The sequence below is a fragment of the Vibrio coralliirubri genome (genome assembly GCF_024347375.1).
Classification (GTDB): domain Bacteria; phylum Pseudomonadota; class Gammaproteobacteria; order Enterobacterales; family Vibrionaceae; genus Vibrio; species Vibrio coralliirubri.
The window spans coordinates 1,761,116-1,785,052 of record NZ_AP025471.1; the positions used below are offsets into that span (position 1 = coordinate 1,761,116).

A 23,937-nucleotide genomic window follows, 5' to 3' on the forward strand; every position below is an offset into this window, starting at 1 on the left:
AAATGGCCGCAGATAGCGGCCATTTTTTTGTCTGAAACTTACTGTTCGTATTATACCAATCGTAGTAAATAACTGTTCACCCTAGCTTGTTAAAACGCTCGATAACTGCGTGGCTTTGTTGCGTAATTAAATTTAGAGATAGAGCCAACCCGTTTCGCTTGTTTCTTAGTCAATACGACAAGTTTCAGGCATACCTAACCCAGTAAGCTTGTTCAACGCTTTTATCATCGCGTAAGTTTCACCCACCTGGGCATTGTAATTTCTTAAGCTCAGTTTCCCTCCTAGCAACTGTTTAACTCGATACATCGCTGTTTCTGAGAGTGAACGTTTGTGGTATCCATACCGCTCTTTCCAATACTTATTTGAGTCGTATAATTTCTGGCAACCCACGGCGAAATTTCGAGGGTGACCACGCTCCCAGAAGGCAGCCCCTTCTCTTGGGGGAATAAGCGCAATAGCTCCCTTAATCTTAATAGCAGCGTGACACGCTCTCGTGTCGTAAGCGCCATCACCAGACACCTCAAGGATACTTCGGCGTGTTTGTTTCAGTAAGTTCGGGAGTACTTCTCCATCTGTAACCGTCGATAAACTTAGCTCGGCGGCAATGATCTCATGAGTGTTGGTATCGACTGCAATATGCAGCTTTCGCCAGACTCTACGCTTGCCATCCGTCCCATGTTTTTTGACTTTCCATTCACCTTCGCCATAAACCTTAAGGCCAGTAGCATCAATGGCTAGGTGCTGTATCGCTCCTCTCGTTTTAGTCTTAAATGAAACCTCAACTTGCTTGGCTCTACGACTGATGCAGGTGTAATGCGGACAACTTAACGGTACATGGGCTAACCTAAATATCGAGTCGATAAATCCTTGCAGCGCTCTCAATGGCATAGAAAAAACTCGTTTGACCATGAGTGCTGTCGTGATAGCTAAATCACTGAACCGACGCGGCCTACCGCGCTTATTCTGTTTGCTTTGCGCCCATCCGCTTATTGCTTCTTCATCAATCCAAAAAGTCAGAGAACCACGGTTAATGAGTGATCGGTTGTATTGCTTCCAGTTGGTTGTTTTATAACGAGGCTTAGGCATAGGACTACGAGATAGAGTGGAGGTAGCTGATCAGATCGTAGGTTCTTGATTTAGTTCCATTGAATTACGCAACAAAGCCTAACTGCGTTGGAATTTTTGATTGTAGAATAACTACTTATCGAAAAATACCGCCTTGTTCTCAAGCCTTTTTCCTACGCTATTTTTGAACACTTACTTACTGTGATTGGTATTAGCTTCTTTGTCAGTCTTCGTTCTAGATTTGTTGCTGTTGCTTCACTAGCTAATCAATCAGCAAGTAATCAGAATTTTCATATCCAAACTATTAGTATTACCTCTCACATACCTCCAATTAACTGACTTTAAATAGTTCAGTAATAACAGGCTGACTTTAATGGGAAACGTTCCACTATAAGTTCAGAAATTAGTTTACCTACTTTCAAAGTTTGTCTTTTCGATATGGACTAATTTTATTTAAATGGCTCATAAAAAGTAATGATGTACATTAATTATCACTATTAATATTTTAAATACTGCTTCATTAACCTTTGGTTAATTTAAATCCCAATAAAAAATATGATGGTTATTAAAACAGTTTAATATAATCTAAATTAAGTGGTTTAGCGTATTGCTATAAAACCACCCAAGTTTTGACTGTTATTTAACCTGTATTGTGCAATAGAGATTATTTTAGTTTTTAATTTTACGGTTTATATTTAAAGCATTGAATTTAAAGGATATTTTTATAAATATAAAACAGTGATTTAGGTCTGCAATTCCAGATGGATAATATTGTGAGTGAGGAGTTAATTAGTAAATATACGCCCTAGAAATCGAGTCGAATACTGTCCATATATTTCAACTTGAAGTTCAAAAAGTTGCTATGCAACTAATAACGGCTTTGTTGCGTAATTAAATTTAGAGATAGAGCCAACCCGTTTCGCTTGTTTCTTAGTCAATACGACAAGTTTCAGGCATACCTAACCCAGTAAGCTTGTTCAACGCTTTTATCATCGCGTAAGTTTCACCCACCTGGGCATTGTAATTTCTTAAGCTCAGTTTCCCTCCTAGCAACTGTTTAACTCGATACATCGCTGTTTCTGAGAGTGAACGTTTGTGGTATCCATACCGCTCTTTCCAATACTTATTTGAGTCGTATAATTTCTGGCAACCCACGGCGAAATTTCGAGGGTGACCACGCTCCCAGAAGGCAGCCCCTTCTCTTGGGGGAATAAGCGCAATAGCTCCCTTAATCTTAATAGCAGCGTGACACGCTCTCGTGTCGTAAGCGCCATCACCAGACACCTCAAGGATACTTCGGCGTGTTTGTTTCAGTAAGTTCGGGAGTACTTCTCCATCTGTAACCGTCGATAAACTTAGCTCGGCGGCAATGATCTCATGAGTGTTGGTATCGACTGCAATATGCAGCTTTCGCCAGACTCTACGCTTGCCATCCGTCCCATGTTTTTTGACTTTCCATTCACCTTCGCCATAAACCTTAAGGCCAGTAGCATCAATGGCTAGGTGCTGTATCGCTCCTCTCGTTTTAGTCTTAAATGAAACCTCAACTTGCTTGGCTCTACGACTGATGCAGGTGTAATGCGGACAACTTAACGGTACATGGGCTAACCTAAATATCGAGTCGATAAATCCTTGCAGCGCTCTCAATGGCATAGAAAAAACTCGTTTGACCATGAGTGCTGTCGTGATAGCTAAATCACTGAACCGACGCGGCCTACCGCGCTTATTCTGTTTGCTTTGCGCCCATCCGCTTATTGCTTCTTCATCAATCCAAAAAGTCAGAGAACCACGGTTAATGAGTGATCGGTTGTATTGCTTCCAGTTGGTTGTTTTATAACGAGGCTTAGGCATAGGACTACGAGATAGAGTGGAGGTAGCTGATCAGATCGTAGGTTCTTGATTTAGTTCCATTGAATTACGCAACAAAGCCTCAAAAACCTATAAATGAAGGATATAACATGCAGTTTAAAACGTCTTTATGTGCGGTTGCTGTCGGCGTTGCTCTAACGCTAAGCGGATGCAACAGTAACGATAATAGTTCGAATGTGGATGCTCCACTTAAAGCGACCGAATTCCACAACACCATCGATCGTGCAGGGGTACCAGTGGCATTGCGTGATTTACACGGTGGTCACCTGCGCTACATTCCGATGTTCGATAACGGCTCATGGCACGGTCACACATTAGACACCAAAGGTGGTGAAATAACTTTAGGTGGTACAGCACTGCTGACCGAAGAATACGTGTCATTCATGGCAGCACGTTTTGACCGCTTGTCTCTGACTGTTGATGGTCAGGTTATGCCGCTAGAACTGACAAACGCATACTCACAACCAGGTGCGTTGATTCAAGCGTATACAGGCGATAACGGTATCGAAGCCGAGCTAGAAATGCGTTTTGTGACTAATCGTACTTCTCTTGTAAAAACCACCATCAAAAATCTAAATAAGCTTGATATTCAAGGTGAATGGGATGGTGAGTTGATGCAAAACTATCGTGCTGATGATGGCACGGCATACAAGAATGAAGACAGCACAGTTCGTAGTGTTGAAGAAGCTTACCCCACTTACTCCCGTGAAATTACAGCGACAGACAGTGGTGTAGAAGTCTCTTTTGGCGCAGTTCGTGATTCATGGTCATTGTTGACATCTGGCGATTCAAAGTTCGAAGTGACACGTTCTATCAAACCAGAAACTTCTACCATCAATGACGACAAGAAAGGTTTCGTGCAAACGGCCTCTCTAGGTGATGGCGAAGAGATCACGTTATACACGGCTTACACTCACGTTCAAAACACCAAAGAACAAGCGTCTGAGTTTGGAAAACTAAATAAGGTGATGGCCGATCCAAAAGGTTACATGCACGATTCAGCCATGCGTTGGGAAGAATATCTAGAAAACGGTCTCACCAACGATGCGGCTTCAAAAGAACATGAGTTTGTTGCAGTAAAAGCAATGGAAACATTAAACGCGAACTGGCGTGGTGCTGCGGGTGCAATTGATCACGACACCGTTACACCTTCCGTTACGGCCCCTTACTTCTCGGGCAATATGACATGGCCGTGGGATACGTGGAAGCAAGCTTATGCGATGTCTCACTTCAACCCAGATGTAGCGATGGAAAACATTCGCACTGTATTCCAATACCAAGTGCAATCTGATGATCCAGTACGCCCTTGGGATGAAGGTTACCTGCTTGATGTTGTGACGTACAACCTACCAGCAGAACGCTGGGAAGGCATGTCAGCGGAATACAAAAAAGTGTTCCCTCAAGCGACCGATGGCCTGAACTGGAATGAACGAAATACCAAACCATCACTGGCAGCATGGGCGGTATGGGAAGTGTATACCGCTCTGAAAGACGAACATAATCGTCCAGAAGAAGCACAAAGATGGCTGGAAGAAATGTATCCGAAGCTAGTTGCGTTCCACGATTGGTGGTTACGTGCTCGTGATACCAACAAGAACGGCATTCCAGAATACGGCGCAGCGAAAGATCCAATCCACACGGTTTTCACAGGTGACGTGAATGACGGTTCTTGGGGATCAGATGCGTCTGTTGACGATATGAAGTTCCAATACAAAGACGAAGCTAATGGCGACCAGTGGATCAAAGAAACGAGTATCGAGAAGTACAATGAATTGCTGACTACTGGTGATTACACAGCAATGAGTATCCCAGCGAAAGTAGCGGCGGGTTGGGAGTCGGGTCGTGATAACGCAGGCGTGTTCGGCTTTATCGACACTATCGATAACCTACAAGGATTATCTGAACAACCGACTCAAGAAAAAGCGGAAGTGATAGACCAAATGGGCCGCTACGCTCGTGACACTAATGGTTTCGACAATACGTATGACATGGCTATGGGTACAGACGGTTCAGTAGTGACCTACCTTGATGATTCAGTTGAGAACATGGACAAACTGGCTCTGGCGAAGAAAGACTGGGAGGTGAAGTTCAACGAAAACACGGATGATTCAAACAGCTTATCTGGTTACTCATTGATGCAAGAGTCGGTAGACCAAGCGTCTTACTGGTACTCAGACAACCTATACCTATCTCAAATCGCCGACGTACTGGGTAAAGCAGACAAAGCCGCTGAGTTTGCAGAAAAAGCGGCCGACACCAAAGAGTACATCAACCGTTGTATGTACGATGAGTCAACGGGCTTCTACTACGATATCGAAGTGGTACCAAATGGACTCCCTAACCAATGTGCAGGTCCGGTACTGGTGAAGCGCGGTATGGGACCCGAAGGTTGGTCGCCACTATTCAACAACGCAGCGACGCAAGAACACGCGGATAAAGTCGTAGAGAACATGCTAAATACAAGCAAGTTTAACTCACCTAAGATTCCGCTAGGAACGGCATCAATGGACAACCCAGCTTACGGCCCAGACATTTACTGGCGTGGTCGCGTATGGCTGGATCAGTTCTACTTTGGTGTACGCGGTATGGACAACTATGGATACGGTGTGGAAGCGCGTCAAATGGTCGACAAGCTATTCCAAAATGCGCAAGGCCTAACAGAAGCTACCCCGATTCAGGAAAACTACAACCCAGAAACGGGTGAGGTTCAGGGCGCGAATAACTTCTCTTGGAGTGCAGCGCACCTTTACATGTTGTACAACGGTTTTGTGGGCAAATAGCAGCCACACTCATTAGATATTAGGCGTTGCAGATGCCCCCCTATCATCTGCAACCACTTAAACCTCTTCAAGTCAGGTTCAAAAGTCACAGTAAATGCTGTGGCTTTTTTATTATCTGCTTGCAGGTGACCTCGCCTTCACGCTTATCTAAGCAAGAAAGAGAATGAAGTCACACACCCAGAAGTAACCCTTCAATTCGCCCTCCAAAACACCCTATTTCTCATCATCTAATTGGCCTTCTATGTTAGAATTATCGGCTAGTTCGGAATGCGCTGAGTATCTGATTTAGTTAACTATAATTTAATCACCATGAGTGCTTTTTTAAGTTTTTAGAATGAAAAAATATGAATTAGTTGTTCAAGATATTGTAAGCAAAATTTGCCAAAACAGTATCAACCATAAGCTTCCTGCAGAACGAGAACTGTCTGAAATATATGGATTATCTCGTTTCACGATTCGTAAAGCACTAGCCAAGCTAGAGGCTATTGGCATGGTAAAATCTAAGGTGGGTTCTGGTTACTTCGTCAACACTTCTCTCATTGGTACACCACTGGTGTACAACTCCATTACTGAAAACAGTTTTGAAGAGATCTCTTATAAAAAGCTCCAGTTGAATAAAGCGCTACCCGATAACCACGAACAGCAGATTTTTTCTTTAGACGACAATGACTACATCTGGAAAATTAGACGGCTTCGATTGATTAACAACAAAGTAGTTCAGATTGAAGAAGCCAAGATCCCTGTCAGTGTCTTCCCAGAAATGAATGCCGAGATCATTGAAAGCTCAATCCAGAAACATGCATTGGCGAAAGGTCTTCAGATCGATAGCTACTTAACAACGTATCAAGCGATCAATGTTTCTAAAGAAGATGCGGAGTTGCTCGGCTGCAAAAAAAATGCGGCGGCGATGAATATCACCAACCGAGGCTTCTTAGCATCAGGTGAGCTGTTCATCGTCAGCGATATCATCGACATCAACTACCAATGCACCTACCACACGCCTTTTAACAGTGAGAGCATGAGCTTCCGAGACAAAAAGTAACGGTTTGATTTGTATTGAGCCACTTTGTCTTCCCGCGTTTAATTTCTCTAGCTTACGTATCTCCCTAAAAACAACAACCCGCACAGTGGCGGGTTGTCAGTAGAATTGAATCAACTGATATTAGAATTCGTAGTACAAACGTACGCGAGCACCAAAATCATCGTCTTCAGAGAACGCAGATGTATTGGTCGTTTCGTTGTCGACCGTTGTGTAGTAAGTACCAAGAAGCACAGAGAAGTCTTGTACTTCAAGTACATTCTGGAACTCGTAAGATGCATAACCCGTGTTAACCGTCACATCACCTTTTGCCCATGTGGAATCATATTCGTTCGCACCGTAGATGTAACCTATACCGAAGTTGTTATATAGCGCGTTCAAACCCGCGGTTGCATTGGTTTCATCGACAGCATCTAAGTAAGCAAAGTTAGCGTTAACGCTCCAAGAATCATTAGACCAATTACCTGTTAGACCGTAGCCAGTTCGGTCAGAGATATCTTTACCCGAAGTGTCGACAACCGCATCGCTGACTAAGTTAGTTTCCATTGAGGCTGCAACAGTAAAATCACCCATTTTATATGACACAACCGGGCGAACAAGGAAGGCATCTTTGGCGTTATCGTGGTCAACTTCCACACCATGGTAGCTATCAGAGAACAAGTCAGAGCGGTCACCGATCATCGTACCAACCTCGACATACAGATCCCCAAAACTTTGGCTATACATCAACTGACCATCAGAACCACGACCGCGAGCTTCTTTCATCTGGTACACATAGGCGCTGCCACCGGTATAAAGTTCATTTGAGGTATCACCTGAATACTCTAGGAAAACATCGAGGCCGACAGGGAACATATCGTAGGCTTCAAAACGACCCGCTTTAATCGCCCACCCGTCTTTTTTGCCGAACTCAAAGTAGGCGTCATCGAGTGCGACATTGCCTGTGCTTTCAAATAGAGGCTGCGCTTTAACCCCAACATAGTGACCATTACTGGTGTACTTTTCACCAGCGAACTCAATCAGAACTCGACCATCTTGGTTGAACTCTGCGTCACCGTTATCATTCGATTCTCTATCTTGGTAGTTGAAGTTCAGCTCCACGTTACCACCGACAGAGAAGTTACCTTCTTCTGTATCAACAATGGCAATGCCTGCATGAGCTCCCATTGCAGAAGAAACTAAAACAGTAGCTAAAGACAGCTTGAATGTGCTTTTCATATAAACCCTAATATTATTTTATTGTTATTAGTGGCTTTGTTGCGTAATTCAATGGAACTAAATCAAGAACCTACGATCTGATCAGCTACCTCCACTCTATCTCGTAGTCCTATGCCTAAGCCTCGTTATAAAACAACCAACTGGAAGCAATACAACCGATCACTCATTAACCGTGGTTCTCTGACTTTTTGGATTGATGAAGAAGCAATAAGCGGATGGGCGCAAAGCAAACAGAATAAGCGCGGTAGGCCGCGTCGGTTCAGTGATTTAGCTATCACGACAGCACTCATGGTCAAACGAGTTTTTTCTATGCCATTGAGAGCGCTGCAAGGATTTATCGACTCGATATTTAGGTTAGCCCATGTACCGTTAAGTTGTCCGCATTACACCTGCATCAGTCGTAGAGCCAAGCAAGTTGAGGTTTCATTTAAGACTAAAACGAGAGGAGCGATACAGCACCTAGCCATTGATGCTACTGGCCTTAAGGTTTATGGCGAAGGTGAATGGAAAGTCAAAAAACATGGGACGGATGGCAAGCGTAGAGTCTGGCGAAAGCTGCATATTGCAGTCGATACCAACACTCATGAGATCATTGCCGCCGAGCTAAGTTTATCGACGGTTACAGATGGAGAAGTACTCCCGAACTTACTGAAACAAACACGCCGAAGTATCCTTGAGGTGTCTGGTGATGGCGCTTACGACACGAGAGCGTGTCACGCTGCTATTAAGATTAAGGGAGCTATTGCGCTTATTCCCCCAAGAGAAGGGGCTGCCTTCTGGGAGCGTGGTCACCCTCGAAATTTCGCCGTGGGTTGCCAGAAATTATACGACTCAAATAAGTATTGGAAAGAGCGGTATGGATACCACAAACGTTCACTCTCAGAAACAGCGATGTATCGAGTTAAACAGTTGCTAGGAGGGAAACTGAGCTTAAGAAATTACAATGCCCAGGTGGGTGAAACTTACGCGATGATAAAAGCGTTGAACAAGCTTACTGGGTTAGGTATGCCTGAAACTTGTCGTATTGACTAAGAAACAAGCGAAACGGGTTGGCTCTATCTCTAAATTTAATTACGCAACAAAGCCACATCATGGCTGAAAACTTCATTTCGAAAACGTTTAGCGAATAAAGTGTCAAGCTTAGAACCTTCTTCAAAAATAAAACGACCTTGATCTTTAAATCGGTATTGGTCATCACCTTTTAATTCAACGTAATCCATCATTTCTAATGCGCGAAAATATATGGCGACTGACGTATGGCTCAATTGGTATTTATTGGCAATATCTTGTGGTGACCACTCTTTTCGTCGTAATAGATACAAAAAGTCAAACAAATATGGATATTGGTTAAATATTTCACTGTTGATATCGGTGATAAATTGTTCGTTCTCTTGCTGTAGCTGTTTACCTCTCATAGATAGTTCGACCAAGTCAGTATCTAAATGAGTGGCATACGAAAGTATTTTATCCAGCCCTAAAGACGTATTGTGCAGTTGCCTTTTAATGGTTGAGAGAGGAATTGCCATCCCAGCAGAGAGGTCGGAATAACAAATCCCTTTCTCTTTGATTTTTTCTCGTAAAGCAGCAAGTAAATACGTTGCAGAATTATTCATCTAACAATGCCTGTTTTATTTTCTTCAGCATCCCTGATAATAAATTCAAGAGGTCCTACTCTTGTGACTCTGGTTCCAAATATTTACAACATTTACTATGACTTAGATAATTTCCAAAATTGAGATTTTTACTTGTTGTTATCTGTACAAGTTGTACTCAATGCTTTTAGTTTTTATCTATTTTTAGTACGCGATGAGTATAATTGTTTTGAGGCATAAAATTAAGTTCACGGTGGTTTTTAGTAAAGTTTTCTTTCGAGAGGTTAATTTATTAGGTGGGAAGTATCAAAAAGCTGTACTCAGGAATTTTGTCTAGTTTGATATCACAAATTATTCGATAGTGACTGGTGTTTCATTGAATTGGTGACCAGTAAAAGTCTTGTTATAAGGAATAATTAGGTTAGTTAACTGGCGGGTGTGGTTCTGGAAGCGTAATCATATTATATAATTATTTTCCAAATTTTTATGTATTTATTCCATTTATTATTCGACCTGAAAACTATTTGGTGCTTCATTATTCTCTTTCTTGGTTGGATAAGGGAGAGGTCATCTGCAAGCCGATAATAAAAAAGCACGCCCGATAGGACGTGCTTCGAGTGTTTGAGCTTTGTTGGTTGCGAGCTACATAGCTAAGTTTTCATTTCTTAACTTGGTTAGTGTTTTTAGACGCTTTGTATACTCTTTTTGGAACTCATCAGGGTCAGCGCCCTCAGATACTTGAGCGTACACTCGCATCTTGTTACCACCGTAGATCTTGGCAAGATCATCGTTACTGTAACCGCGTTTCCACAGTTCATCAGTAATCGCCGCTAGGATCTTCGACAGTTCACCATTACCGGTAGCGCCTTTGTTGAACGCCTCAATCATGTAGCCGCCATCGTCGTACATTTTCGCGTTCTTGGTTGCGAAATCCACAACCATTGCGGTAGAGAACATATCATCAGTTGCGATACCTACGTGGTCAACGCCTACCAATTTCACGTAGTAGTCGATCATATCTGCAGCTTGCACTGGAGAAATATCTTCAGGCCAAACGCCGTCCATCATCCATTCCGTGAAGGTTGGGGCAACGTAGCCACCTGATTTAGCCGCGCGTATCGCTTCATCGTCAGGAATAGCACGGTAGCAACCTTGTGGTGTTGCATCTGGCTCACTCTTATAAAGCCCTGCTGGCACTGAGTGCGTGTAGACAAATGGGGTTCCAGGATACTTCTCTTCCATGTAATCCATCGCGTCATTTGCTGTCTTTGAGCCTGTGTGGCTTAGGTCGAGAATGACCTGATACTCGACCATCGAATCAATAACAGACTCTCCCCAAGGCGTTAGGCCAATATCTCTACCGTTAAATGCTGCTAATTGCCCTGAACCTGTTCTGAAAATGTCGTTATACGCCAAGATCATGCTTTTTAAGCCCATGTCTTTTAGAATCGCCATTTTGGTCACATCTTCTTCCAAAATAGTGGCGGTTTGGCTGTTCCAAAGTACGGCGGTTTTGCCTTCGGTGTGCGCTTTCTCAATGTCATTATTGGAATGCGCGATGATGAAATTGTCAGGTTGTTTTGCCATCGCAGAGCGGTGTTTATGATGGTGAAACAAGAAGTCATCAAAGTTGTGATCAGCAGCGGTAATGGTGTATTCATGCCCTGTAATACCTGCATCACGAGCATCTTGGAAGTAATCCAACAGTTGTTGCTCGTCCTGCCAACCTGCACCGTAAGGGCTCGCGAGCATACCAATGACAATGGTGTCTTGAACAAATGTTTTAGCCTTATCTGATGCAGGCCAGGTCTTACTCTCAACACTTGCCTGTGCAACACCAACACTCATTGCAATGCTTGCTGCTACTAACGTTATCTTTTTAAACATGAAAACCTCTCAATTACTGGCTTAAGTCCATTTATATTTATGCCTAGATTTAATAGTAGACCCTGACGATATCGTTGAGTTATTTAAAATTGATAACCCTGTCATACTTTGTAATCAAAGCGTTACGTCCTGAATTGTGATTTCGCCTTAATGCTAAAAACTTAAAGCGCCTCTTGTTAACTTGAGGTAATAGTAGCTAAGCTAGAAAAGTAAAATGTGCATTTTGTGTCACTGGACTTAGACTGTATTGATGCGGAAATTGATGCCGACATTGGGTTGAGTTGTGGATTTAACCTGTTTTGAACAAGACAAAGGAATTGTGAACTGATGCTTGAATTACCATTGATTGCGAAGAGTGTTGTGAGTCATTTCCAGCAGTGCGTCCGAGAAGATAAGTCATTAACTCCATATCACGCCGCGATAGAAGCGCTCGCAGTTCAAGTGAGCATGCCATTCTCAATGGATACTTCACCTGCTCAATATGTTTCGTTTAATGTTTTTATTCAGTTCTTAGAGGGTTTGAGGAAGGTATTACCATCCGAGGTGTTTGTTTCTTCGTTATTAGGCAGTGCTCAACGTGCCGCTCTCGAACTCGATTTTTCTAACCTTTTAGCGGCTTTGTTGCGTAATTAAATTTAGAGATAGAGCCAACCCGTTTCGCTTGTTTCTTAGTCAATACGACAAGTTTCAGGCATACCTAACCCAGTAAGCTTGTTCAACGCTTTTATCATCGCGTAAGTTTCACCCACCTGGGCATTGTAATTTCTTAAGCTCAGTTTCCCTCCTAGCAACTGTTTAACTCGATACATCGCTGTTTCTGAGAGTGAACGTTTGTGGTATCCATACCGCTCTTTCCAATACTTATTTGAGTCGTATAATTTCTGGCAACCCACGGCGAAATTTCGAGGGTGACCACGCTCCCAGAAGGCAGCCCCTTCTCTTGGGGGAATAAGCGCAATAGCTCCCTTAATCTTAATAGCAGCGTGACACGCTCTCGTGTCGTAAGCGCCATCACCAGACACCTCAAGGATACTTCGGCGTGTTTGTTTCAGTAAGTTCGGGAGTACTTCTCCATCTGTAACCGTCGATAAACTTAGCTCGGCGGCAATGATCTCATGAGTGTTGGTATCGACTGCAATATGCAGCTTTCGCCAGACTCTACGCTTGCCATCCGTCCCATGTTTTTTGACTTTCCATTCACCTTCGCCATAAACCTTAAGGCCAGTAGCATCAATGGCTAGGTGCTGTATCGCTCCTCTCGTTTTAGTCTTAAATGAAACCTCAACTTGCTTGGCTCTACGACTGATGCAGGTGTAATGCGGACAACTTAACGGTACATGGGCTAACCTAAATATCGAGTCGATAAATCCTTGCAGCGCTCTCAATGGCATAGAAAAAACTCGTTTGACCATGAGTGCTGTCGTGATAGCTAAATCACTGAACCGACGCGGCCTACCGCGCTTATTCTGTTTGCTTTGCGCCCATCCGCTTATTGCTTCTTCATCAATCCAAAAAGTCAGAGAACCACGGTTAATGAGTGATCGGTTGTATTGCTTCCAGTTGGTTGTTTTATAACGAGGCTTAGGCATAGGACTACGAGATAGAGTGGAGGTAGCTGATCAGATCGTAGGTTCTTGATTTAGTTCCATTGAATTACGCAACAAAGCCCCTTTTAGCTCAAGATTTTCTGTCTCTTTTTCCGTTTGAACAATGGTCAGTCGAATCGTCTTCACAGTCATTAAAGCTTTCATTTCGAGTATCTAATAGCTCGCTCAATGGTATTGAATCCGAGCTGTTTTTGATCGTTTATAGCCACGCTTATTTTAAATCCCAACAGACTGATATTGATAAGCCGATTCGCTACGACTTAGTTTCAGTGTCGGCGAGTGCGTTAAGTGAGTTGAGAATACAAACGGAAACGCCACAGTACTTAGGTCAAACTGAGACGTGTATTTCGTATAACCCCATTGATCGAGATTGCTCAATCAAAGCGGTATCAACGGCTACTACTTCCACCTTCAAGGTGACACAAGCATTACTTCCTTATATCGGCCGAGTCGATGTAGATTTGGTCTCGTTTGGTCAGATAAACCGGATTGGTAAGCGCACAATTCAGAGGGCTCTTAGTGAAGAGGGGACGACCTTTCGAACCATTAAAGAGACCCTGTCTTTTGAATTCGCCAAGCGCGTTATGACTGAGCAAGATTATTCGATCTCAGATATTGCACTTCACTTGGGATACGCAGATGCCTCACAATTTATAAGAGCGTTTAAGCGATCGAACGGAATAACACCACTTCAATGGAAAAAGAATAATAAAAGTATGGGTGATGGTATAAAATTATAACCCTTCTATGTATACTGTCTTTCGTTCTATAACGTAAGATACTGACTATGAAAAGATTAAACGGTTTTTCCTTACTTGAACTTGTTGTTGTCGTCGTGATACTTGGCATTCTTTCTGTGGTTGTTGCCCCTAAATTCTTAGGGCTTCAGTCAGACGCGAGAGCGGCGGCATTAAAAGGCCTTAAAGGTTCAATGGAAGGTGCGGCTGCGATTGTTTATGGCAAAGCTGCCATTGAAGGCCTAGAGAATCTACCGGTGTCCTCAAGCCAAGGAACAACGGTCAACGGAGTCCAAACTGATTATGGTTATCCGACAGCGTCTGAAATGGGAATAGGAATTGCGGTACAAGGGTTAAGTGGTGAGAACAGTGATTGGAAGATGTTAGGCGCTCATGCTGCTTCGGTTCCTAATGAGGTGATTGTCTACTCTTTTGACAACGCGCAGCCAAACGAAACCTGCGTCGTTATTTATCGTTCGAACGCCTCTGCCGGAGCACCAACCATATTCTCGTCGGAAGCCGATTTATGTTAGTTATTTCTTAGCTTATTGATATTGAGAAGGCCATCGTAATGATGGCCTTTTTTGTATTCCATTGATTGTATATTCTACCCAAGGCTTTTAATTTATAAACGTTCGCTATGAATCTTGATGTACGGCACTTTGTGCCGCTTTTCCATCAATGACATGGTGATAACGGGAGTGTGTATGAGTTCTAATGAAATCAAAAATGTGGTGTTTGATGTAGGCAATGTCATTGTGCGTTGGGCTCCTCTGGAAATTGCCCGGCTTACTTTTGGTGATACTGAAGAATTGGAGTCTCGAGCTCGTTCTATTTTTCAAAGTACGATTTGGATGGATTTGAACAAAGGATTCTTGACCGAAAGTGAGGCCAAGCTGCGTTATCAACAAGAACTCGACTTATCCCCGTTAGAGTGCGAACGCTTGTTCTATTACGTTAAGCAAACGCAAATCTTACTGCATGGTTCAGTTGAACTCATCGAGCGTGTAAAGCGATCGGGTTATGGTGTACGCGCTTACCGACAATGTGGTCGAGATTGTTGAATACTTAAAAAATACTTATCAATTTTGGACGTTGTTTGATGGTGCGGCAGTATCCGCTGAACTTGGTTTGCTTAAGCCACAACCTGAAATCTACCAAGCGCTGTTATCTAATTATGGGCTCAAAGCTTCAGAAACCGTCTTCCTCGATGACATGCCTTATAACGTCGAAGGTGCGAAAGCTGTGGGTATGGCTGCTATTCAGTTTACCGATGCCGTTCAGTGTGAAATTAGCTTACAGGCCCTCGGCGTTAATTTAATAGACTGACGCCTCGGCGGTTAAGTTCAAATTTGAGGATGTAGAAAATGAAAAGATACCCACCTAAGTCTATCGTTACATTCTTGTTTTTGACTATGTCGGTGCTGGTTTTAGTCGCGGCCGTCGTGCTTCAAATTCGCGGTGAACAAGCATGTGATGGTTGCTATGAATCAGATAAAGGACAGTTCAAGTTTGTCCTTTATGATGGAACTTCACCTGCGATAATTCCAAGTATTCACAACGAGCTATTGCTCAAACAGATTCCTTTGATGAAGAGCTTCGGTCTTGACTCGATACCGGTTATAACGGTGAGAGTATGGCAAAGCCAAAAGGCGTACTTAGATGAGCAAGAGCGTAGTATTGGTCAGCGATATGCGTTTTCTACAGGCTACATCGAGCCTCAAAGTAATGAAATCAGGCTGCTTTATTTTGGTGGCGAAATTCAACGAACGGCACTGCATGAATTTGTGCATTTACTGACACTTCAAGTGAACCCCAATTTCGTGAACAACCCTCGTTGGTTGTGGGAAGCCGTGGCTATCTATAAGTCTGAAGATTACTGGTTTCACATGAATAATAGGAATGCAATCAAAGCCCGTTTTGATGGGCTTGTTCAAGAGTTATACATAAACCCTAATGGTGGTGCAACAATCTACGAAGTCGGTTATACCATCGGTGAATTTATCGAGCGTTCTTGGGGAGAAGAGGCTTTTATCAAGCTCATAAAGAGTAATGGCGATGTATCTGTAATAACGAATGAGCCGATAGAGTCGCTATTTTCAGGGTGGAAGGATTTCGTGAAAACTACCTATCTTAGCTCACCACAAACCGAGTATGAGAAGGCTTTAGATCGAAGCCCATTACAGGCCTCAGAGCAGTGAATGAGATAAACTGTGTAGAAAGTTAACTGTATGATAGAGCAATGCCGCTTATTAGATTAAGAGCCATGTTATTGAAACATCGCTCTTTTTAGATTTGGATACGCGCTTTCTTGTTTAGTCGCGGGCTTGTTCGGCATTCAAATGTCGAATCAACTTGGCTGGCGTGCCGCCATATAGGCAATCTGGTGGTACATCACTGTTGACTACTGAGTTCGCTGCGATAACTGAGCGAGCGCCAATCGTCACGCCTTGGTTGATGACTGAGTTTCCACCAATCCACACATCGTCTTCGACTGTGATAGGTAGGCAGAAAGTTTCCCACTTACGGCGGCTGAGATAATCCAGTGAGTGAGAGGCCGTATAAAACTGGGCACTTGGCCCTATCAATACATTGTTACCAATCTTGATATTCGCGCCATCAAGCATTACCACGTTCATGTTGATAAAGGTGTCGTTACCGATCTCGATGGTTTTGCCAAACTCGCAATGAAAAGGAGGACGGACAACGCTGCTTCCTACTTTACCAAACAGATTAGCTTGCAGGCTTGGTTGCTGAGTATCGTCTGAACATTGATTGAAGTCTGACAGCGCCTTGCTGGCGTGAGTACGCATGTGGTCTATTTCATGGTCTGCGCCATCAAAAATCTCGCCGGACAGCATTTTCTCGAGTTCTGTTTTCATTGTTTGCATCCCATTCGTCAACATCGATATTAGAATACGGATAATTGGGCATAAAAAAAGAGAAAAGCCTCAGCCTTTCTCTTCCTGTTTTTCTACTTAGCAATCAAGATTGCTTAAATTAGATTTGCTCAACGAAACCCATCAAGTGCTGTTTCACTTCGTCTGAAGCAAAAGCGCTTTCTACAGAGTACTTGTAGATTTCTGCGTAATCTTCTTTTGTTAGACCGAATGTTTCACACACACGTTTCACTTCGTTAGTCATGGTTGTGTTCGACACTGTACGGTTATCTGTGTTGATCGTTACAACGATGCCGTCTTTCTTGAACTCAGCAATTGGGTGGTCGCTGAATTTGTGAATACACTTAGTTTGCACGTTACTTGTTGGGCAAGTTTCAAGCGCAACTTGCTTCTCTTTAACGATGTTGTATGCGTCTTCGTTACCTTGAATGTGAACACCGTGGCCGATACGTTCAGCATCAAGCTGTGTTACGGCATCGTAAACGTTCTGACCATGCCATTGCTCACCTGCGTGAACCGTCACACGGTAGCCTTTTTCGATCGCGTATTGCGTGTACTCCGGGAATTCAGCGCAGAAGCCAGGCTTTTCACCGCCAGCGATATCAAATGCAACCACACCTTTACCTAGGTAAGGTTGGCCTGCGTCGATCACGTCCTTGATCGAGTCTTTAGGGAACATACGCAGTACAGACATGATGTAGTTGCCCTTGATGTCGTATTTCTCTTCTGCACGCTTCATGCCTTTAACCGCACTTGCGATGATCGCATCAAGAGTCAAGCCCTTGTTTACGTGAAGAATCGGTGCAAAACGAACTTCAAGGTATTTAACGTTCTCTAGTGCAGCGTCTTCGTAAAGCTCAAAAGATATACGTTCGATCGCTTCTTCCGTTTGCATCACTTGCAGTGGCAGGCTAAAGCAAGCTAGGTACTCATCAAGGTTTTTGCAATCTTCAGGCACTGTTAGAGACTTAACTACCGCTTCACGGTCTTCTGGAAGTTCGATTCCGTACTGTTTCGCCAGATCAATAATGGTGTCTGGACGAACGCTTCCGTCTAGGTGGCAGTGCAGATCAATCTTAGGGAGTGCTAGAAAGTTCATGAGTATTCCTTAGGTCTATTATTTTTTGAGTTATTAACTCATAGGTTACATGGGCTTAAATTAACAAGTTTGTGATATGATTTAAAGTGACATAAAGTCATCATTAATCTGAATCTAAGGAATATCATGGTAGATGTTAAGAGCTTACTCAAATGTGATATGAATTTACTGCTGTGTTTACACGTGTTGCTTGAAGAGCGCAGCGTGAGCAAAACGGCAGAGCGATTGTTCCTTAGCCAGTCTGCGGTGAGTAAACAACTCACCAAGCTACGCTCTTTGTTTGATGACCCTTTGTTTGAACGCGAGTCAAAAGGTCTGTTTCCAACCCCGAAAGCCACCTCTTTAGCGCCTAAGATTCATCAGATCCTTCTGCAAGTTGAACAGCTAACCGTGCCGGACATTTTTGAGCCGAAAGACAGCGAGCGCACTTTTAATATCGATCTTGTTGAAACAGCTTATACCGCGATCTATCCTAAATTTATGCCTAATGCGTTGGCAGATGCGCCGAACATTACGGTAAACAGCACTACTTGGAGTAGCGAAACCTTCAAGCGCCTACTAAAGCGTGAGGTCGATTTTGGGATTGGAATTTTTGAGCTCGATGAAAGAGCGAGTACTCACATTCAAAATATCCCTGCTGAGCTAAACCATGTCGAATTGCTGCAAGATTACTCTGTGTGTTTGATGCGTAATGATCACCCGGTGCTTCAAGAAGATTGGAACCTGCAAGCCTTCCTTAAATACCGTCATATTCAGTTAGTCACTGGTGGCGTTGGCGACTGGTTGCTTCTGGAGATCTTGCAAGCAAAACAGCTTCAAATTAACAAAGCCGCCAACGTGTCGGACATCACCAGCGCAGTAAAGCTGTGCAAACAAAGCGATTTGCTGATGTGTTATCCGTACAACTCGGTTCGTGACTATATTGAGAGTGGCGAGCTGGTGATGAAGCCAATTCCCATTGAGTTGGTTCCCGGTGGTTTGTTTTTGCTTTGGCATCGTTACTTTGACTCTGAACCAAGCCACAAATGGCTTCGCGACCTCATTGTTAATAAGACTCAAGAACCTCAGCTGTAAACTTCAAGCAACGATGAGCAAAACGGTGAAATAACTTTTTGAAATTTATTTCGTCTTTTTAGAATGAGCATCGTCTTACTACGGGTGCCAAATGCCCGCCAAGAATGAGATATCTAAATGAATTCAATGCCATTGATTCCGCAGCAAGTAATTGAAGATGCTTGTGAGTGGGCCATTATGCACGGTGTCGCTTTTCGTCAGTCTGACAATACCGCGAGACATTGCCCTTTTAGCCTTGCTCCAATGAGTATTGAGCGTGAGGTTTTTGAACACCTGTTGAAGGTGACGCCGCTTATCACCAAGCTCATCAACAATGTCTCGGAAGACCATGACTTTTTACAGTCATCATTGAGCGATATGGCTAAAGCCGATCCGTTTTTTGGTCGCTTGATGGAGCTTCATCAACAGGCCCATGGCAGTGCCGATGAGCGCTTGAATCCAGCTCGACAACCTTTGTTGTTGATGCGTACTGATTTCATGGATGACCGCCAACACGGTGCAAAAGTGATTGAGTTTAATGGCATTGCTGCAGGAATGGCGCCTTTTGGTCAACGCGCAACGGAATTTCATGCGTTCATGCAAAATCAGTGGCCAAACGTTTATAACAATTGGTTGGAAGAATTGTCAGCAACACCGGCTGAAAACCAAGGCTTAACGCAGTTGGCTTATGGTATCGCTAATGCTGCAAGGCAAGTGAAAACCGATTTTAATGAGCAAGATAAACCAGTTTTCTTGATGGTGGTGCAGAAGAACGAAGACAACGTATATGACCAACATTTGCTCGAAGTTGAACTGCAAAAGCAAGGCATTCGCACGGTGCGTCGTACTTTTGAACAGTTGAGCTGTCAGCTTTCAACAGGAGATAACCAACGTTTGTTGCTGCAAGATGTTGGCGCGGTCGATGTGGTGTATCTAAGAGCTGGCTATCAGTATTCTGATTACTGGGCTCCAGAACTCAACGAATCGGTTTGTTGCCACACGCTAAGTCAGACTCGCTTATTTATGGAACAACACCATGTCGCAATGAACGCGACCATCAGCCAACAGTTAGCGACCAGTAAAACCATGCAAATGCTGCTGACCATGATGCCAGCAACAGAATACGCACGCTGGGGTTTAACGTTACAAGAAGCCGAACTGGTCAAGAGTGTATTAGCCGATATGAAGCCAGTTACCAGTGAATCGATAGAGTGGTTTAACACGCAAGCTAATAAGCAAGAGTGGGTGTTGAAAAACCAAGGTGAGGGAGGTGGCCACTGTGTTTTTGGTGACGATATAAGCCAGCAACTGAGTCAACTTAAGCCAGAAGAGTACGACGCATGGGCACTGATGCAGCGCTTATACCCACACGAACGTGACGTGCCGACTATTGCAGTGCGTGATACCCAACAAACGCTCGTGACAGACTTAGTCAGCGAAGTGGGTTTGTTCACCGCTTACTACCAAGGTGAACCAGTAACAGAGCTTGGCGGCTACGCGGGCTACTTAATCCGCAGCAAACCCGCTAGCGAAAATGAAGGTGGAGTCCACAGTGGAAAAGGGATTCTCGATTCGCTGGTGTTGATTGATTAGTGCTTAATTCTGATGACAGACAGAAGGCCAACGTTTATACGCTGGCCTTTTTTATGATTCTTTACAGATTAGCGCCAAGTTGGGTTAGTGACTCAGCTTGTCGTTGCGTTACGCTGGAACCTTAAAACAAGAATCTTGATTGCTGTATTTTGGTACGAAGCACAATTTGTCTGCCGACATCTTTAAGCCGTTTTGCATCTGGATATGTGTTACCGCCCAGATCACGCAGCCGTGAGGCAAATTGAATAGCGAGCGAGTTTGCGTGAATAACACGCCGTCATCATAGGCCGGTGTAATGTTCGTCGCTTTACCTTGCCACGCTTTATGAGTGGTTTGCACATCAATATTTGGAACAATCAATGAGAGCATTTCTGGCTCAACGTCCTTTACGACTTTCAAGCAGATACGACACCCATCGTAGTATTGTTCTATCCAGATTTTATGTGGAATAGCGTGATCATCCCAACCCAGTTGTAAGATATGTTCCATGACTTTGTCCTTGGTATCTAAGAAGGAAAGGCAGTGCTCAACACTGCCTGAATTAGCTCAAATATTATTCGTAACTTAAACCATGTCCGAACGGGTAAAGGGTGTCGGCTTGATCATACCCAGGGTAGTCTGAGTCTTGGTTTTGAATGGCTTGGGCACTGTTCGCTAAAGCAAATGGCAGTTTTCCTTGAGGAACAAAGTTACCTGAAAGTACTTCCATTAGGTTGCTGTCCGAGACACCAAATGTGGCGATCACGGCACCGGCTTGCTTAAGATTACTTTGATCGTCTAGCACGAAGGGTTGTCTAAAGTTGATGGACAATACTGTATTGTCAGCACCCACTTCGCTCATAACGGCTTTGATGTCGCTTAGGCTTGGTTCAATATGCCAAGATGCAGCTGTAGCCATTTCACTGAATGCAAGAATATCGAGTTCGTCTGGGTTCGCACCACCAAAGATAAGATCAGGATCTGAACCTTCGTTAGATACGCGAACACGAATAACCGCATAGTCCGTATCGGCTGGTACTGGTGGACGCGTTTCTCCCGCTTCGTAATCACCCGAAGTCACGGTAAAGTTGTACTTGTCGTCTCCAGCAATGTTTTCGTCCATTCCCATGACATACAGAGCAACAGGAGCCTGTGCGGTTGATTCAGCTAAAGGTAGAGTCTTATTGGTATTTTGAAGTAAGACGACAGACTTTTTCTGTGCGTAATCAGCGCGTTCTTGGTACTTCTCATTGCCTAAAATCTCTTGGGCTTTTTTCTCGTCAACGTAAGTGTTTTCGAAAAGGCCAAGCTTGAATTGTTCTTCAAGTAAGCGTGTTACTGATAGGTCGACACGTTCTTCGGTGATCAGATCCTTTTCGACCAGTTTCACGATGACTTCTTTATCATGGAAACCTGAAAGAACATCGACTCCAGCCTCGACCGCCATTGCAACTTGCTCATCAATCGTTTTGTGTTCTACACCCCATGCTCGCTCACCAATAATGCCGGTATCTGAGTTCACGTTACCTGTGTAGCCCAATTCGTCTCTGAGCAGGTCGGTGACAATACCTTTGGAGAAGGACATGCCAACATCGTTTGGCATCCACTTTTGATCTACAGGGATTCCGTAGTAAGGCATGATTGAAGAAGCGCCAGCCTCAATCGCGGCAATAAACGGTTTTAGGTGGTAATCAAAATTGTTCTTTGGATAGACTTGGTTCTTTCCAAAGTCATAGTGTGGGTCACCGCCGTTTTCTTGTGGACCGCCGCCAGGGAAGTGTTTGATGGTTAGCGCGATACTGTCTTCGTTGACCTCACCGCCATCCTGCAAGCCTTTGATCAGTGAACGCATAATGTCAGACGCTAAATCGGCATCTTCGGTAAAGGTTTCGTGCACACGATACCAGCGAGGTTCTGTCGCCAAATCCATCATGTATCCGTACATACTGCGCAGGCCAATTGAAGACCATTCTTCATTCATGATGCCAGCAAATTCAGTGATTAAATCCATGTCGCGAGTGGCTGCTAAACCGGCCTCTTTAGGCCAAGCAGAAAAGGCACCTGAAGAAACGTTGATCCCTGCTTTTGCCGATGGGTCAATGTGGTTACGAGCATTGGACTTGAATAGAGCGGGGATACCCATTCGAGTTTGTTCACGCAGTTCTTGAACACTATTCATGAACTGGGCAGCTTCTGTTGGGGTTATCTGACAGCCTGAACGGCCAGAATCACAGTCAGGTGCATTCATTGGTGTTTCGATAACGGTGTTACGGAAGATAAAGCGCGTCATTTGGGCATCGGCAATCATGTCTTGCCCTGTGCTGCTAACAAGCCCACCTTCGGACGAGTTTAAGGTGTCAATGAGCATCATGCCGGCTTTCTCGTCTAGCGTCATGCGGCTAACCAAGTCTGCTGCTCGCTCTTCTGGAGATAATCGCCAGTCTTCAAAAGGTTCCAGTGTTCCATTACCGTTAGAATCTCGGAATTGGTAGCCCTCAACGCTCAATACATCATGAACACGAGAGTGAACTTGGGGCTGTTGGAAGTTATTGTCGCTATCAGATGAGTTGCATCCTGCAAGAAGTAACGCGATTGCTATAGGTGTCAGGGTAAGACGCTTCATGGTCACGGTCCTATTGTTGGTATAATAATAAGTACATGACCAATTTTAATAATTAATGGATTATTGGTTAACCAAAATAAATCAAACTAAAGATTTGGATCACCATATAAATTTAATTGGTGATTTAATTCAATTTAGTATTGGAAATATATTGACGATGTTTAAATAACGTAAACTTAACTAGATTTAATTTTTTGATATCCAATTAATTCCCCATTTAATTAGTGATGTATTACTTCCATATTTTAAATCTAGAATAAAAAATATATTGCCTATTTTATAGTTAACAATCTGCGCTGATGTAAACGATAGATAGTGAGCATGTTGGTGACAATAAAGGTGATTTCGACAAAGGACCCGCCAATCGAACCAATCCAAATGTTATGGCTAGCCCAACAGAAGGAATTGAATAAGATCAAGGACCTCAATGCGATGCCTTGTCTTGAAAAGAGTGCCCATGTCGCAACGGATGAACCAACAACCGTAATAAATTCAAAGAAATGATTCATGTTGGGTAAAGTCATACACCACATCAAGCCAATAAAGAACCACATCACTTTGCGCGATTGAGTTTTTATCGATACGTAACTGCGAATTGCATTAATAATTACGCCTATAGCCGCCACTATGGCACCCATTAATATGAAATGGATACTCATGACAAAACAAAAGATCATCATCTGGTAGCGAAAACGCATATCATCTTTTTGCCAAAAGGCCATTACACCGATACAAAAAGCCAGGCCGCCAACTCCTTGTGTTATCCAGTTTTCCATATTTAGCCTTTATTTTTAGATGCTATAGAGCACGATTAAATATTAACTTTGAGAGAATAATGCTCAACCATAAAATAACCCTCCAAAAGGAGGGCTAGATATAACGCTAAAGGTGCTATT

At 43.5% G+C, this 23,937-nt stretch carries 19 protein-coding genes and 2 pseudogenes; 10 read left to right on the forward strand and 11 right to left on the reverse strand.

The genetic code is table 11. The features are described from left to right. Positions 1-165 precede the first annotated feature (165 nt). Both OCV20_RS24575 and OCV20_RS24580 read right to left on the reverse strand, forming a co-directional pair. Positions 166-1,086: an IS5 family transposase gene (locus OCV20_RS24575; protein ID WP_086773621.1), complete on the reverse strand. Its 921-nt coding sequence runs from the start codon at positions 1,084-1,086 to the stop codon at positions 166-168. 909 nt (positions 1,087-1,995) lie between these two features. Continuing rightward, positions 1,996-2,916 carry an IS5 family transposase gene (locus tag OCV20_RS24580; protein WP_086773621.1) on the reverse strand — a complete coding sequence of 307 codons (921 nt, stop codon included), beginning with the start codon at positions 2,914-2,916 and terminating at the stop codon, positions 1,996-1,998. 107 nt (positions 2,917-3,023) lie between these two features. Between OCV20_RS24580 and ygjK the strand changes: the two genes are divergently transcribed. Then, a complete protein-coding gene (gene ygjK, locus OCV20_RS24585; RefSeq protein ID WP_086775951.1) occupies positions 3,024-5,714 on the forward strand; it encodes an alpha-glucosidase in 2,691 nt (896 codons plus the stop codon). A 334-nt stretch (positions 5,715-6,048) separates the two neighbouring features. After that, positions 6,049-6,756 carry a GntR family transcriptional regulator gene (locus OCV20_RS24590; RefSeq protein ID WP_086775952.1) on the forward strand — a complete coding sequence of 236 codons (708 nt, stop codon included), beginning with the start codon at positions 6,049-6,051 and terminating at the stop codon, positions 6,754-6,756. A gap of 120 nt (positions 6,757-6,876) precedes the next feature. Here the strand turns inward: OCV20_RS24590 and OCV20_RS24595 are convergent, their stop codons facing one another. Next, positions 6,877-7,971 (reverse strand): carbohydrate porin, encoded by a 1,095-nt coding sequence (locus OCV20_RS24595; RefSeq protein WP_048614329.1) that lies wholly within the window; start codon positions 7,969-7,971, stop codon positions 6,877-6,879. A 111-nt stretch (positions 7,972-8,082) separates the two neighbouring features. Between OCV20_RS24595 and OCV20_RS24600 the strand changes: the two genes are divergently transcribed. Next, positions 8,083-9,003: an IS5 family transposase gene (locus OCV20_RS24600; RefSeq protein WP_086773621.1), complete on the forward strand. Its 921-nt coding sequence runs from the start codon at positions 8,083-8,085 to the stop codon at positions 9,001-9,003. A 53-nt stretch (positions 9,004-9,056) separates the two neighbouring features. Here the strand turns inward: OCV20_RS24600 and OCV20_RS24605 are convergent. Further along, positions 9,057-9,584 (reverse strand): annotated as a pseudogene (locus tag OCV20_RS24605) (transcriptional regulator); the annotation flags it as partial. Positions 9,585-10,205: 621 nt separating this feature from the next. Further along, positions 10,206-11,450 carry a membrane dipeptidase gene (locus tag OCV20_RS24610; RefSeq protein ID WP_086775866.1) on the reverse strand — a complete coding sequence of 415 codons (1,245 nt, stop codon included), beginning with the start codon at positions 11,448-11,450 and terminating at the stop codon, positions 10,206-10,208. Between the two features lie 327 nt (positions 11,451-11,777). Between OCV20_RS24610 and OCV20_RS24615 the strand changes: the two genes are divergently transcribed. Then, positions 11,778-12,083, forward strand: a complete 306-nt coding sequence (locus OCV20_RS24615) for a hypothetical protein (protein ID WP_238382943.1) — start codon at positions 11,778-11,780, stop codon at positions 12,081-12,083. 35 nt (positions 12,084-12,118) lie between these two features. Here OCV20_RS24615 and OCV20_RS24620 read toward each other — a convergent pair whose 3' ends face one another. Continuing rightward, entirely contained in the window at positions 12,119-13,039 is a 921-nt protein-coding gene (locus OCV20_RS24620) for an IS5 family transposase (protein WP_086773621.1), read from the reverse strand. A 209-nt stretch (positions 13,040-13,248) separates the two neighbouring features. Between OCV20_RS24620 and OCV20_RS24625 the strand changes: the two genes are divergently transcribed. The 4 genes and pseudogenes from OCV20_RS24625 (at position 13,249) to OCV20_RS24640 (ending at position 15,995) form a co-directional block, all read left to right on the forward strand. Next, complete coding sequence (locus tag OCV20_RS24625; RefSeq protein WP_261881461.1) at positions 13,249-13,797, forward strand: helix-turn-helix domain-containing protein; 549 nt, start codon at positions 13,249-13,251, stop codon at positions 13,795-13,797. 47 nt (positions 13,798-13,844) lie between these two features. After that, the gene (locus OCV20_RS24630; protein WP_086774074.1) at positions 13,845-14,327 is read left to right on the forward strand and encodes a prepilin-type N-terminal cleavage/methylation domain-containing protein; all 483 of its coding nucleotides are present in this window, start codon (positions 13,845-13,847) and stop codon (positions 14,325-14,327) included. A 174-nt stretch (positions 14,328-14,501) separates the two neighbouring features. Then, positions 14,502-15,123: pseudogene (locus OCV20_RS24635) on the forward strand (HAD family hydrolase). A 38-nt stretch (positions 15,124-15,161) separates the two neighbouring features. Further along, a complete protein-coding gene (locus tag OCV20_RS24640) occupies positions 15,162-15,995 on the forward strand; it encodes a hypothetical protein (protein ID WP_086774073.1) in 834 nt (277 codons plus the stop codon). 114 nt (positions 15,996-16,109) lie between these two features. On the opposite strand, the gene OCV20_RS24645 is transcribed toward OCV20_RS24640, so the two are convergent. After that, a complete protein-coding gene (locus OCV20_RS24645) occupies positions 16,110-16,676 on the reverse strand; it encodes a sugar O-acetyltransferase (protein ID WP_086774072.1) in 567 nt (188 codons plus the stop codon). Between the two features lie 118 nt (positions 16,677-16,794). Next, the gene (gene add, locus OCV20_RS24650; RefSeq protein ID WP_086774071.1) at positions 16,795-17,793 is read right to left on the reverse strand and encodes an adenosine deaminase; all 999 of its coding nucleotides are present in this window, start codon (positions 17,791-17,793) and stop codon (positions 16,795-16,797) included. A gap of 126 nt (positions 17,794-17,919) precedes the next feature. Here add and OCV20_RS24655 point away from each other — a divergent pair, with 126 nt between their 5' ends. Next, complete coding sequence (locus OCV20_RS24655; protein ID WP_060980720.1) at positions 17,920-18,867, forward strand: LysR family transcriptional regulator; 948 nt, start codon at positions 17,920-17,922, stop codon at positions 18,865-18,867. A gap of 117 nt (positions 18,868-18,984) precedes the next feature. Beyond that, positions 18,985-20,439, forward strand: a complete 1,455-nt coding sequence (locus OCV20_RS24660) for a glutathione synthase (protein WP_086774070.1) — start codon at positions 18,985-18,987, stop codon at positions 20,437-20,439. Between the two features lie 108 nt (positions 20,440-20,547). On the opposite strand, the gene OCV20_RS24665 is transcribed toward OCV20_RS24660, so the two are convergent. The 3 genes from OCV20_RS24665 to OCV20_RS24675 form a co-directional block, all read right to left on the reverse strand. Beyond that, complete coding sequence (locus OCV20_RS24665) at positions 20,548-20,928, reverse strand: hypothetical protein (RefSeq protein WP_017057786.1); 381 nt, start codon at positions 20,926-20,928, stop codon at positions 20,548-20,550. A gap of 64 nt (positions 20,929-20,992) precedes the next feature. Then, on the reverse strand, positions 20,993-23,041 hold the full coding sequence (locus tag OCV20_RS24670) for a glycoside hydrolase family 3 protein (RefSeq protein WP_086774069.1): 2,049 nt from the start codon (positions 23,039-23,041) through the stop codon (positions 20,993-20,995). A gap of 272 nt (positions 23,042-23,313) precedes the next feature. Continuing rightward, positions 23,314-23,817, reverse strand: coding sequence for a YgjV family protein (locus OCV20_RS24675; protein ID WP_050653036.1), 504 nt, complete (start codon positions 23,815-23,817; stop codon positions 23,314-23,316). Positions 23,818-23,937: the final 120 nt, after the last annotated feature.